General features: G+C 70.6%; 16 protein-coding genes and 1 pseudogene. 4 read left to right on the top strand and 13 right to left on the bottom strand.

Annotated features, from left to right (window positions below; all coding sequences use genetic code 11):
- The 10 genes from def to VF612_RS01405 form a co-directional block, all read right to left on the bottom strand.
- Positions 1–563: peptide deformylase (gene def / locus VF612_RS01360; RefSeq protein ID WP_408658053.1), on the bottom strand; the 563-nt coding region annotated here is incomplete at its 3' end.
- Between the two features lie 77 nt (positions 564–640).
- Positions 641–2,284, bottom strand: coding sequence for a solute symporter family protein (locus VF612_RS01365; protein WP_408658054.1), 1,644 nt, complete (start codon positions 2,282–2,284; stop codon positions 641–643).
- Positions 2,281–2,652, bottom strand: a complete 372-nt coding sequence (locus VF612_RS01370; protein WP_408658055.1) for a DUF485 domain-containing protein — start codon at positions 2,650–2,652, stop codon at positions 2,281–2,283. Before VF612_RS01370 ends, VF612_RS01365 begins: the two co-directional genes overlap by 4 nt.
- Before the next feature lie 117 nt (positions 2,653–2,769).
- Positions 2,770–3,501 (bottom strand): hypothetical protein, encoded by a 732-nt coding sequence (locus tag VF612_RS01375; RefSeq protein ID WP_408658056.1) that lies wholly within the window; start codon positions 3,499–3,501, stop codon positions 2,770–2,772.
- 119 nt (positions 3,502–3,620) lie between these two features.
- A complete protein-coding gene (locus tag VF612_RS01380; protein ID WP_408658057.1) occupies positions 3,621–4,664 on the bottom strand; it encodes a hypothetical protein in 1,044 nt (347 codons plus the stop codon).
- Entirely contained in the window at positions 4,661–5,599 is a 939-nt protein-coding gene (locus VF612_RS01385) for an ABC transporter ATP-binding protein (RefSeq protein WP_408658068.1), read from the bottom strand. Before VF612_RS01385 ends, VF612_RS01380 begins: the two co-directional genes overlap by 4 nt.
- 85 nt (positions 5,600–5,684) lie before the next feature.
- Complete coding sequence (locus tag VF612_RS01390) at positions 5,685–5,927, bottom strand: acyl carrier protein (RefSeq protein ID WP_408658058.1); 243 nt, start codon at positions 5,925–5,927, stop codon at positions 5,685–5,687.
- A 143-nt stretch (positions 5,928–6,070) separates the two neighbouring features.
- Positions 6,071–6,634 (bottom strand): GNAT family N-acetyltransferase, encoded by a 564-nt coding sequence (locus tag VF612_RS01395; protein ID WP_408658059.1) that lies wholly within the window; start codon positions 6,632–6,634, stop codon positions 6,071–6,073.
- A gap of 144 nt (positions 6,635–6,778) precedes the next feature.
- The gene (locus VF612_RS01400; protein WP_408658060.1) at positions 6,779–7,054 is read right to left on the bottom strand and encodes a type II toxin-antitoxin system Phd/YefM family antitoxin; all 276 of its coding nucleotides are present in this window, start codon (positions 7,052–7,054) and stop codon (positions 6,779–6,781) included.
- Positions 7,055–7,114: 60 nt separating this feature from the next.
- Complete coding sequence (locus VF612_RS01405) at positions 7,115–7,777, bottom strand: TetR/AcrR family transcriptional regulator (protein WP_408658061.1); 663 nt, start codon at positions 7,775–7,777, stop codon at positions 7,115–7,117.
- A 61-nt stretch (positions 7,778–7,838) separates the two neighbouring features.
- Between VF612_RS01405 and VF612_RS01410 the strand changes: the two genes are divergently transcribed.
- Entirely contained in the window at positions 7,839–8,135 is a 297-nt protein-coding gene (locus tag VF612_RS01410) for a hypothetical protein (RefSeq protein WP_408658062.1), read from the top strand.
- Here the strand turns inward: VF612_RS01410 and VF612_RS01415 are convergent.
- Positions 8,122–8,442, bottom strand: coding sequence for a DUF1801 domain-containing protein (locus tag VF612_RS01415; RefSeq protein ID WP_408658063.1), 321 nt, complete (start codon positions 8,440–8,442; stop codon positions 8,122–8,124). The genes VF612_RS01410 and VF612_RS01415 overlap by 14 nt on opposite strands.
- Positions 8,443–8,451: 9 nt before the next feature.
- Between VF612_RS01415 and VF612_RS01420 the strand changes: the two genes are divergently transcribed.
- The 3 genes from VF612_RS01420 (at position 8,452) to VF612_RS01430 (ending at position 11,116) form a co-directional block, all read left to right on the top strand.
- The gene (locus tag VF612_RS01420; RefSeq protein WP_408658064.1) at positions 8,452–9,561 is read left to right on the top strand and encodes a DUF4037 domain-containing protein; all 1,110 of its coding nucleotides are present in this window, start codon (positions 8,452–8,454) and stop codon (positions 9,559–9,561) included.
- A gap of 146 nt (positions 9,562–9,707) precedes the next feature.
- The gene (locus VF612_RS01425) at positions 9,708–10,823 is read left to right on the top strand and encodes a WD40/YVTN/BNR-like repeat-containing protein (RefSeq protein WP_408658065.1); all 1,116 of its coding nucleotides are present in this window, start codon (positions 9,708–9,710) and stop codon (positions 10,821–10,823) included.
- Positions 10,820–11,116 (top strand): MoaD/ThiS family protein, encoded by a 297-nt coding sequence (locus VF612_RS01430; protein WP_408658066.1) that lies wholly within the window; start codon positions 10,820–10,822, stop codon positions 11,114–11,116. The genes VF612_RS01425 and VF612_RS01430 overlap by 4 nt, the downstream gene beginning before the upstream one ends.
- Here VF612_RS01430 and VF612_RS01435 read toward each other — a convergent pair.
- Entirely contained in the window at positions 11,113–11,811 is a 699-nt protein-coding gene (locus VF612_RS01435) for a RibD family protein (protein ID WP_408658067.1), read from the bottom strand. The two genes, VF612_RS01430 and VF612_RS01435, sit on opposite strands and share 4 nt — an antisense overlap.
- Positions 11,804–12,149 (bottom strand): annotated as a pseudogene (locus VF612_RS01440) (UPF0104 family protein); the annotation flags it as partial. The pseudogene VF612_RS01440 and the gene VF612_RS01435, both read right to left, overlap by 8 nt.

Raw genomic sequence — 12,149 nt, forward strand, 5'->3', positions numbered from 1 at the left:
CACCGAGGCTGGCCGAACGCGCCGAGCTGGCCACCGTGCGGGCTCAGCTTGACCACCGGCGGCGTGAGGCCCGCCCACTCGGCGTTGCGGATCTCCGCCAGCGCGGCCCGCCGGGTCTCCGGGTCGAGCCGGTCGATGAACAGCACCCCGTCCAGGTGGTCGGTCTCGTGCTGGATGCAGCGTGACAGCCGGTCGGTGCCGACCACCGTGATCGGGTCGCCGAACATGTTCTGGCCGTGCGCCACGACATGTTCCAACCGGCGGCAGTCCCAGGCCAGCCCCGGGATCGACAGGCACCCCTCCGGGCCGTCCTGGATCTCCTCGGAGGGGAAGTGCAGCACCGGATTGATCAGGTGGCCCTGCTCCTCCTCCGACACCCGGTAGGTGAAGACCCGCAGGCCGACGCCGATCTGCGGCGCGGCCAGCCCGGCGCCCGGCGCGTCGAGCATGGTCTCGGTGAGGTCGGCGACCAGCCGGCGCAGCTCCTTGTCGAACACCGTCACCGGGTCCGCGGGAGTGCGCAGCACGGGGTCGCCGAACAGGCGGATCGGCTGAACTGTCACCCCTGCATTCTAGGGACGGAAGGAAAGTCGCCTCCTCACGCTGCGGTGTCGGTGTCGTACGCCGAAGTGGTACCGCCTCAGTGGGCAGTCGCCTTCTCGGCGCCCGCGCCGGTGAGCGAGCGGACCTCCATCTCGGCGGCCTTCTCGGGCGTAGAGCTCCCACGGCTCGTGAGCGTCCCGACGATCGCCAGCAGGAACGACAGCGGGATGGTGACGATGCCCGGGTTGTCCAGCCCGAACCAGTGGAAGTCGACCGACGGGTCGGTGAACATCGACGGGCTCTTGCCGGTGACCCGGTCGGCAGGCTTGCCCGACACGACCGGCGAGAAGATGATCAACACCAGGCACGACAGCAGGCCGCCGTAGATGCTGAACAGCGCCCCGCGCGTGTTGAACCGCCGCCAGAACAGCGAGAACACGATCGTCGGCAGGTTGGCGCTGGCCGCGATGGCGAAGGCGAGCGCCACGAGGAACGCGATGTTCTGCCCGTTGGCCAGGATGCCGCCGATGATGGCGATGATGCCGATGACCACAGCCGTCACCCGCGCGACGCGGACCTCGCCTTCGCTGGTGACCTCCCCGCGCTTGATGACGTTGTTGTAGACGTCGTGTGCGAACGATGCGCTGGCGGTGATCGTCAGACCGGCCACCACGGCGAGGATGGTCGCGAACGCGACGGCGGCGATGATGCCGAGCAGCAACGTCCCGCCGAGCTCGAAGGCGAGCAGCGGGGCCGCCGAGTTGGCCCTGCCAGGCGCGGCCAGGATCGCCTGCGGACCGACGATGGCGCCGGCGCCGAAACCGAGGACGAGCGTGAACAGGTAGAAGAGGCCGATCAGCCAGATCGCCCATACCACCGAGCGGCGGGCCTCCTTGGCCGACGGCACGGTGTAGAAGCGCATCAGGACGTGCGGCAGCCCGGCCGTCCCCAGCACCAGCGCGAGGCCGAGCGAGAGGAAGTCCAGCTTGGTCAAGCTGCTCCTTCCGTACTGCGCGCCGGGATCGAGCAGCTTCGAGCCCGTCGCGCCGGCCTTCTCCACGGATGCGCCGAGCAGATCGGACAGGTTGAAGCCGTACTTGGCGAGCACCCACACGAACATGACCCCGGCGCCGACGATGAGCAGCCCGGCCTTGATGATCTGCACCCAGGTCGTGCCGCGCATGCCGCCGAGGAGGACGTAGGCGATCATGACGACGCCGACGATCGCGATGACGACGCCCTGGCCGGCCTTGGTGTCGACGCCGAGCAGCAGCGCGACGAGCCCACCGGCGCCGGCCATCTGCGCCAGCAGGTAGAAGAACGTGACGATGAGCGTCGACAGGCCTGCCGCCGTCCGCACCGGCCGCTGCTGGAGCCGGAAGGACAGGACGTCGGCCATGGTGAACCGGCCGGTGTTGCGCAGCAGCTCGGCGACGAGCAGCAAGGCGACGAGCCAGGCGACGAGGAAGCCGATCGAGTAGAGGAACCCGTCGTAGCCGTAGAGCGCGATGGCCCCGGCGATGCCGAGGAAGCTCGCGGCCGACAGGTAGTCCCCGGCCAGCGCGACGCCGTTCTGGGGGCCGGTGAAGTTGCGCCCGCCCGCGTAGAACTCGTTCGCGCCGGCCTTGCGGCGCGAGACCCGCAGGACGATGACGAGCGTGATGATGACGAAGAGGGCGAAGATCGAGAGGTTGACGGCCGGGTTGCCGAGGTCCTCGGCGGCCAGCAGCGTGGGGCTCATCGCGCGTCCTCGGTCAGGTGGACGCGGCGGGCGAGCTCGGCGGCGGCCGGGTCGAACTTGCGGTCGGCCCACCGGGCGTACACGGTCGTGATGACGAAGGTCGACACGAACTGCAGCAGGCCGATGATCAGGCCGAGGTGGATGTTGCCGATCACCTTGGTGCCCATGAAGTCGGTGGCGTAGATCGAGAGCAGCACGAAGAGCAGGTACCACGCGAGGAACAGCGCGGCCATCGGGAAGACGAACCGGCGGAAGGTCCTGCGCAGCGCCGCGAACTCGGGCGAGTCGGCGACCTCAAGATAACTGCCGACCGGGTGGTCGACGCTGGTCGGGGGTGTGGGATCGGGGCCGCGCATGGACGTCGACATCGGTCTCCTTCGTGTCCGGTGTGAGCCGGGTCATAGGAAAGCACCATAGCGCTGCGAGCACCCTGCACTGCAAGCCATGCGGCGCGATCGCCATCAACTGTGGGGCGGGCTCGCCCGCTAGCCCTGGAGACCGGCGTCCGCGGCGATGATGATCTCGGTCTGGCGCACCAGGCTGCCGAGCACGGCGCGCTGCTCCGGCGCCAGGTTGAGCAATGCGCTGAACTCCGCGCTCGACATCCGCAGCCCGGCCCCGGCGTTGTCCGGAGCGGGACCGGCGGCGGCCGCAGGCTTCCCGCCAGCCTCCGTCCTGACCGCCTGCGGCTTGGCCGCACGGGCAGCCGGCTGGCCCGCGCCACGGGCGCCGAACCGCTGTACGAGCAGGGTCTCGATCTCGGCGGCGGTGCGGGGATCCTCAGCGCCCCAGCCGGAGAGGATCGCCACCACGTCCCGGGGCACGTGCAGGAAGGCCGCGAGCTGGCTGATCAGGAGCTCGACGTCGGGCAGCGGCCGGCGCTCCTCGACCTTGGTCAGCCGGTACCGGGCATCGAGCTCCTCGTGCGAGGCCAGCACGAACTCGGTGCGCGACATCCGCATCAGCAGCTCCAGGGTGGCGTCGACGTCGCCCTGCCGCAGCGCCACCCAGACAGCTGCCGGCAGCGCATCGGCGGCGTCCACGCCGTCCACCTCGGTCGCGGCGAAGGCCTCCTCCAGCAGCTCCCCCGCCGCCCGGGCCTCGCGGCCGGCGGCGAACAGCGCCAGCACCGCGACCGGCAACCGGGCCGCCGTCAGCGCCGCGTCGTACTCGCGCAGCCGCTCGCGCCGCAGTTCGTCCTTCGTCCCCTGAGCCATGCGCCTCAGTGTGCCCGCGCCCCTCGGCGATGCCGCGCATTTGAGTCAGCGGACCGGGTCGACGTGGCGCGATCCTGCCATCGCCGCTCGGAGCGCGGGCTACCGGCGGCAGCGCCGGCTCAGCTGATGTCGCGGCGGGCGAACGACGTCAGCGCCGCCGCGGTCGCGATGCCCGCGAACACCAGCAACGTCACGCCCCCGTGGAGGTTGGAGATGTGGATCTCCCGCGGCATCACGTAGCCCTGCTCGGCGTTGAACACCGACTTGCCGTACACGGTGATGCCCTTCTCGGAGATCCAGGCTCCGACGTTGGTGGTGAACAGGTACGGCTGCCACTCGGGATTCAGCGCCCGGATCAGGTTCTCGACCACGGCGAAGTAGACGAAGGCGACGCCCAGCGCGGCGGCGGAGTTGCGCATCAGGCTGGCCAGGCTGAAGGCGATCAGGGCGGTGATGAGCACCAGCGGCGCGGCCCGCAGCTGGACGTTGACCACGTGCGACCAGAAGTGCGCTGCCTGGGGCCCCAGGGTCGAAACCGGCAGCCCCCGGTAGTGGATCAGCGCCTTGGCGACGCCGAACCACACGACCTGGGCGAGCGCTGCGATGAGCAGCACCGACGCGAGCAGGGCAACCAGCTTGGCAGCCATCACCCGCAGCCGCCGGGGCTCCCAGAACAGCCAGGCGACCAGGTTCTTGGTGGACCACTCCGCGCCGATGAAGGTGGCCGCCAGCAGGAAGCCGACCATCGCGGTCGCCACGCCGATGGCCAGCGCGTAATCGGGGATCTCATCGGGACGGAACGGCTGGGTGCGCAGGAACTGGTCGATCGGGAAGTTCTCCGCCGTGGGCACGCCGCAGGCCTGGTCGGCCTGCTCCGCGGGGACGTTCTTCCGGCATTGCTCGGCCTCGGCGGTGAACTGGACGATCAGCTGGTCGCGTTGCGCGGTGGCCTGGGCGATGTCAGCGGCAGTGGTCCGGTGATGCTCGCGCCAGATGAGCGCGATCGCGAGCAGGTAGCCGATCAGTCCGAGCGCGATGATGACCCGGGTGAACCGGCGGGCGGCCAGCCGGCGGAACTCGGCGCGGACCAGCCGCCCGAACGCCGGCGCGGACGTGCGCGGGCCGGACGCCGACACCGGGCTGCGCAGGTCGGAGGCGGTCATGCCGGCCGCCCGGCCGCAACCGGCTGATCCGCCTCGGCGGTCAGGTCCAGGAACACGCTCTCCAGGTCGGTGCCTATCGGGCTCAGCTCGCTGAGATAGTGCCCGGCATCGCTGAGCGCCTTCGTCACCGCGGCGGGATCGCTGACGCCGCTGACCCGCCAGGCGTCGGGCAGCGCGCTGACGGTGAAGCCGGCTCCTTCGAGCACTGCCCGGCCGGCCGCCGGATCGGCCAGCCGCACCCGGACGTCGCCGGTGGTTCCGGAGGCGAGCAGCTCGGCGACCGACCCGGTGCTGATCACCCGGCCGCGCGACATGATCGCCACCCGGTCACAGACCTGCTGCACCTCGCTGAGCTGGTGGGAGGACAGCAGCACCGTCACCCCGCTGCCGCCCAGCCGGACGATCAGCTCGCGGACCTCCCGGATGCCGGCGGCGTCCAGACCGTTGCCGGGCTCGTCCAGGATCAGCAGCTCCGGGTTCTTCAGCAGCGCCGCGGCGATGCCCAGCCGCTGCTTCATGCCGAGGGAATAGCCCTTGACCCGGTCATCGGCTCGCGAGGTCAGCCCGACGAACTCCAGCAGCTCCTCGACCCGGCGCTTCTCGATGCCGCTGGCGTCGGCGAGCAGGCCGAGGTTGCGGCGGCCGCTGAAGTTGGGGAAGAAGAGCGGTGTCTCGACCAGGGAGCCGATCCGCCCGATCACCTGGGGCAGCTGGGCCGGCACCGGCTGGCCGAGCACCCGCATGCTGCCCGAATCGGCCCGCACCAGGCCGAGCAGCAACCGGATGGTGGTGGTCTTGCCCGAGCCGTTGGGCCCCAGGAAGCCGAACACCCCGCCGGGCTCGACATCGAGGTTCAGGCCGCGGACGGCATGCTCGGCGGGCTTGCGCCAGCGCCGGTAGGTCTTGTGCGCGTCCCGGATCTCGACGATCGGCATGGTCACCCCCTGGTTCGAGGGTGACTATGCCCGATCGGACTTGCGGCGGGTGGGACCTTCGAGCGCGGGTCAGTCCCGGTTCGGCTCAGGTCACCGCCGGGCCGGACTCGTCGGTGCCGCTGCGCTCCTTGAGGAACTCGTGGCAGCGCTTGGCCCGCTCGGAGTCCTGCTGCATGACCTCCCGGAAGAAGTCCGCGATGTCCTCGCGCCCGGCGTTGGATGCGTCGCGGACGTACTGGCCGTAGTCGTGGCCGGCCTTCAGGGAGTGGTACTGCACGGAGATCAGGTCAAAGGTCACGTCGTCGAATCCGGTTTCACCGGTTGCCATCGCGGACACCTTTCCTTCTGGGGTTCGCAACGCCAGAGCACGGGACGTTCGCGCGCGCCGGCATTGCGCGAGTGACGGTTTGCTCTGTCCCATCCCACATTTAGGCACCGGCGCGGAGGTGTCAAGAACGGCCGCCTGATCGGTTACGACGGCGGCCGGGGATCGGTGCTCAGCACCGACATCACCAGCTCGTCGTGCCACTTCCCCTCCCAGCGCAGCACGTGACGCAGCCGGCCCTCCAGCTGGAACCCGCACTTCTCATACACCCGCCGGGCCCGGGGATTGAAGTCGAACACCCCCAGGCTGACCCGGTGCAGGCCCGCGGGCCCGAGCGCGTAGTCGAGGACCAGCCGGGTGGCCTCGGTGCCATATCCGTTGCCGTACGCGTGCGGGCCGGCCAGCCAGATCCGGTAGTTCACCGAGGCGTTGTCCGGGTCGTAGTCATTGAGCACGGCCTCACCGAGGAAGGCGCCGTCCGAGCGGCGCAGCACCGCCCAGTCGGCGCGATCGTGCTGCTCGGCCCGGCTGGACAGCCACTGCTCGGTCTGCGCCCGGTCGAACTGCGCGTGGGTGCCGGTGAGCCGACCCAGTTCCTCCTCGGCCAGGCCGAGGAGGTAGTCCTCCAGCACGGCCTCGGTCAGCGGCTCGAGCCGGACCAGCTCGCCGGTCAGGACCGGCTGGTCCCGGAACAGGTCAGCGCTTGGCAAGGTCAGCCTCGTTCAATCGCTTCGAGCGTCATCCGGTTCACCCGGGAACGGTCGCCATCGAGATCGGTAGGCATGGGCTCGATGATCGACCCGGCAAGCGTGCCATGTCGCGCTGCGCGGGTCCGGACCACTCGACCCGATGGCTCACCGCGGGGGAAGACCGAGCTGTCTACGCAGCTCGTCACTACCCACGGTGCGACCGGCTTCGATGTCCGCCTCCGCCTCGGCAATCGATTCACGGGTCCCGGAACGCGACAGCCAGTACACCGTTTCCTGCGGCGACTCCAGATCTTCGGCGGCCACGATCACCGCGGCGGGTCGGCCATGCTTGGTGATGACGATCTGCTCGTGGGTGGACTCGGCCTCGTCCACCAGCTCATTGAGCCGAGCCTTGACTTCGGTGACCGTGAGACTGCGCATGAAACCTAAAGTAGTCCGAAACAGGTCTTTGACCAGTCCGAAGTCCGTTCCGACCGGATCTCACTGCACCGCGACCAAGAGGATCCGGGTCCAGGCGTCGATCAGCCAACTCTGGAAGCGCTCCACCGTCCAGCCGCGCTCGCCGACCAGCAGCGCGTAGTACTCGGCGGCGTTCATGCTCCAGACGATGTCGGCGACGTCGTCGTCGGAGAGGTCCGGCCGCAGCTCGCCGGTGGCTCGCAGGTCCGCCGCGAGCAGCCGCATGTTGGCAGCGCGGCGCGCGCCGATCTCGCTGCGGAGCGCGGCGCAGTCCGGGTCTCGCAGGGCCGCCTCCGCCAGCGCGCGGTGGATGGGCGCCATCCGGGGCCCGATCCGGGCGACCGCCTCGGCGTAGCAGGCGATCTTCTCCCCCGCCGTGCTGGCCTCCCTGATCTGGCGCACGTAGTCGCGTTGCTCGGCGGGCACCGCCTGGTCGGCGCCCGACAGCGCGGTCTCCAGCAGCTCCCGCAGCAGGGCCGGCTTCCGGCCGACCGTGGCGTAGAGGGTGTCGACGGCCACCTCGGCGCGGGCGGCGATTTGCGACACGCTGGTGGCGGTATAGCCCTGCTCGGTGAACAGCGCCTGTGCGGCGGCCAGGATCCGGCGCCGGGTGGCGGCCGCCTGCTCGCTGCGCCGGGCCGATTGATACCGCCGCGCCGTCGAGGCCTTGACTTCGTCCGCCATGGGGTTGATGCTACCAATATTCATCCGAAATAGTTTCGGATCAATTATTGGAGGAGTTCCCATGGTCCATGCCTACATCCAGGACGTGCCGATCGATGACCAGATGTACGCGCGGATCATGGACCGGCTCGGCGCTGAGCCGCTGGATGGCCTGTTGCTGCACCTGTGCGTCCGCCGGCCGGAGGGCGGGCTGCGCTACATCGACGTGTGGGCCACCAAGGAGCACTGCACACGCGCCTTCGAGGAACGCATACACCCGGCCGTCGATGCCGCCTTCGGAGGCAACCGGCCGGAGGGCGAGCCCGAGGTGCACCGTCTCGATGTCATCGACGTCCAAGGCAGCCTCATCCCCGTCTGATCGGCTCTTCCGCCTGCTTCAGCTTGCGCCAGCCGCCGGCCCGGTTGTTGGCGATGATCTGCTGAAACATGGCGATCAGCGCCCGGGAGTTGACCTGCTCCCCCGGCCGGATCGCGACCGTGCGAGCGGTCTTGTTGTCGTGGCCGGCGGCGATGATGTGCTCGGGATCGGGCACGATCGCCCCGTCGTAGAGGAAGACGTTGACGTGGTCCTTGGCCGCGAGCAACGCGCAGATGTTGCCCTGCAGGACGAAGTACGGCCGGTCGCGCCGGTTGACGGCCGATAAGTCTTCGCTGCCGGATGGCACAGTAGGGCCATGACGGCGCAGTTCCTTCCCGGGCTGGAGCTGTCGCGGCGCTTCTACACCGACGCCGTGCTGCCGATCCTGCGGCGGACCCTGGCCGGGATCCCGCACAGCGCTGCCCGGCTGGGGACCGGCTCCGAGGTCCTGGGGTTCGACACCGAGCGCTCGACCGATCACGAGTGGGGCCCGCGGTTGCAGATCTTCCTGCGGGACGCAGACCTGGCAACCCGCGGCGAGTCGACCTGGCAGGCGCTGTCGGAGCAGTTGCCCACGTCCTTCAGCGGCTGGCCCACGCACTTCTCCGCAGCCGACGGCGACCCGGTCGGGCACATGGCCGAGACCGACGGGCCGGTCAACCACCGCATCGCCGTCACCAGCATCGCCGAGTGGTTCGGCCACGAGCTGGGGTTCAACCCGCTCGCCGGCATCACCACACTCGACTGGCTCGCCGCGCCGACCCAACGGCTGGCCGAGAACACCGGTGGCGCGGTGTTCGACGACGGCCTGGGCGAGCTGGCCGAGGCACGCCGGCGCCTGCAGTGGTATCCGGACGACCTCTGGCGCTACGTCCTGGCCTGCCAGTGGCAGCGGATCTCGCAGGAGGAGGCGTTCGTCGGCCGGACCGGCGAGGTCGGCGACGAGCTGGGCTCGGCCGTGGTCGCGGCCCGGCTGGTGCGCGAGATCATCCGGCTGGGCTTCCTGCTCGAGCGGCGCTGGGCGCCGTACGCCAAGTGGCTCGGCTCGTCGTTCGGCAGCTTGACGATCGCCGCCAGGCTGGGCGAGCCGCTGCGCAACGTGCTCCGGGCGACGTCCTGGCAGGAGCGGGAAACGGGCCTGTGCCAGGCCTACGAGATCGCCGGACGGGCGCAGAACGAGCTGGCGCTGACCGAGCCGGTCGACCCGTCCGTCCGGCCCTATCACGACCGGCCGTTCCTGGTCCTGCACGCCGAGCGCTTCGTCGAGGCGCTGCACCGGGGGATCACCGACTCCGAGGTCAGGCAGCTGCCGGTGCTGGGAGCGATCGATCAGGTGGTGGACAGCACCGACGCGCTGCGCTCCAGCGCCCGCAACCGCGCCATCGTCGCCGCCATGCTGGCTGCGGCAAGGCCGTCCCAGCCGTGAGCCGGCGCGTGGACCGAGTAATGGCCGGTTCGGCTAGGCATTCGGTGTGGACGGCGCGCCGCGACCAGTCGTAGGTTTCTCACCGCGAGAATTCATCGATCGCCGTGCCTCACTGCTCGGCGACACACGCGGTTCGGGGGCCGGCGATGAGTGGAGTACGGGTACTGGTCGGCACCCGCAAGGGCGCCTTTCTGCTGACCTCGGACGAGCGCCGGCAGGACTGGCAGGTCAGCGGCCCGCAGTTCGCCGGCTGGGAGGTCTACCACGTGGCCGGCTCGCCGGCGGACCCCGACCGGCTCTACGCCTCGCAGACCACCGGCTGGTTCGGCCAGCTGATCCAGCGTTCGGACGACGGCGGGGCGACCTGGGAGCCGGTCGGCAACGACTTCAGCTACGCGGGCGTGCCGGGCACCCACCAGTGGTACGACGGGAGGCCGCACCCGTGGGAGTTCGCCCGGGTCTGGCACCTGGAGCCGTCCCCCACCGACCCGGACACCGTCTATGCCGGTGTGGAGGACGCGGCGCTGTTCCGCTCCACCGACGCGGGCGTCAGCTGGCAGGAGGTGCGCGGCCTGCGCGAGCACGGCTCCGGCGCGCAGTGGCAACCCGGCGCCGGCGGCATGTGCCTGCACACCATCCTCCTCGACCCGCAGAATGCCGACCGGATGCTGGTGGCCATCTCCGCGGCCGGCGTGTTCCGCACCGACGACGCCGGGGCGACCTGGGAGGCGGCGAACAAGGGCCTGCTGTCCAACGGCATCCCGTCGCCGGCCGCCGAGGTCGGGCACTGCGTGCACAAGCTGGCGATGCATCCGTCCCGGCCGCAGACGCTGTTCATGCAGAAGCACTGGGACGTCATGCGCAGCGACGACGGCGGAGGCAGCTGGCACGAGATCAGCGGGGACCTGCCGAGCGACTTCGGGTTTCCGATCGCCGTCCACGCCCACGAGCCGGACACCGTCTACGTGGTGCCGATCACCAGCGACTCGCACCACTTTCCGCCGGACGGCAAGTTGCGGGTGTACCGCAGCCGCACCGGCGGCAACAACTGGGAGCCGCTGACCGCCGGTCTGCCGCAGGAGAACTGCTACGTCAACGTGCTGCGGGACGCGATGGCGGTCGACACCCTGCCCGAGTGCGGGATCTACTTCGGCACCACCGGCGGCCAGGTGTACGCCTCGGCCGACTCCGGCGACAGCTGGAGCGCGATCGTGCGCGACCTGCCGCCGGTGCTGTCGGTGGAAGTGCAGACCCTGCCATGATCCGGGTGCTGCTGCCGGCGCACCTGCGCGAACTCGCCCGCTGCGACCGGGAGGTGACGGTCGAGGTCGAGACCGAGGCCACCCAGCGGGCGGTGCTCGACGCGCTGGAGCAACGGTTCCCGATGCTGCGGGGCACCCTGCGCGACCCGGCGACGGGGCGGCGGCGTCCGTTCGTGCGGTTCTTCGCCTGCGAGCAGGACGTCTCGCACGAGCCGCCGGACGCCCCGCTGCCCGCGCCGGTGGCCGCCGGAACCGAGCCGTTCCTGGTGGTGGGAGCGATGGCCGGCGGCTAGTTCCCGTCGAGCTCGAACCGCGGCGAGAGCGCGTAGCGCAGCAGCACCACGTCCCCGATCTGGCGCACCTGGGCCAGCGTCGCGCGCCGGTCCGGGTTCCACGGGAACCGCCCGGCGTCCACCAGCCGCCGGGCCGCGGGCTCGCCGACGAAGAACGGCGCGATGACCAGCTGCAGCTCATCGGCCAGGTCCGCGGTCAGGAACTGGGTGAGCACCGTGCCGCCGCCCTCGACCATCAGCCGCCGCACCCCCCGGGCACAGAGATCCTCGCTCAGCCAGCGCAGGTCCACCGGCTGGCCGCCGTCGACCACGGTCGCGACCGAGCCGAGCCGGTCGGAGGCTTCGGCCGCCGTCGCGCTGGCGCAGTAGACGAGCTTCTCGGCCTCGCCGCAGCAGAAGAAATCCGCGCTCGCGTCCAGCTTCGCCCGCTCGGTGACGGTCACCTTCATCGGCGACGGCCGCTGGCCGCGGGCCACCCGCTCGGCACGCCGCTCGGCCGAGCGCACCAGCAGCCGCGGGTTGTCGTTGCGGATGGTGGCAGCGCCGACCAGCACCGCGTCGCAGGTCGCCCGGACGCCATCCACCCGGTCGAAGTCCGCGTCGTTGGACAGCGCCAGCCGGGTCCTGGTCGGACTGTCGAGGTAGCCGTCGATCGACATGCCGCAGCTCAGCAGGGTGTAGGGGCGCTCAGCCATGCGCGGCCCGCTCCCGACGGGCAACCCGCTCGAAGTCTGTGCCCCCCGGCTCCGAGTGACCGAGGGAGATCCGGGCTGCCAGCAGCACCAGCGCACCGGGCAGGTTCGCTGCCAGCGACAGGACGCCGTACGCGACGGCGGTGGCGACGCCCTGGGCCGCGCCGAGGCCGGCCGCGGCGAACGTCCAGGCGGCCACTCCCTCGCGCGGTCCCCAGCCGCCGATGTTCACGGGGATCCCCATGGCGAGCAGGATCAGCAGCGCCAGGGGCAGCAGGGTCGCCGGTGGCGCGGCCACCCCGGTGGCTCGGGCGGCGATCAGGAAGGTCGCGGTGTGGCCA

The organism is Jatrophihabitans sp. (assembly GCF_036388195.1).
In the GTDB taxonomy this organism is placed as follows: domain Bacteria; phylum Actinomycetota; class Actinomycetes; order Mycobacteriales; family Jatrophihabitantaceae; genus Jatrophihabitans_A.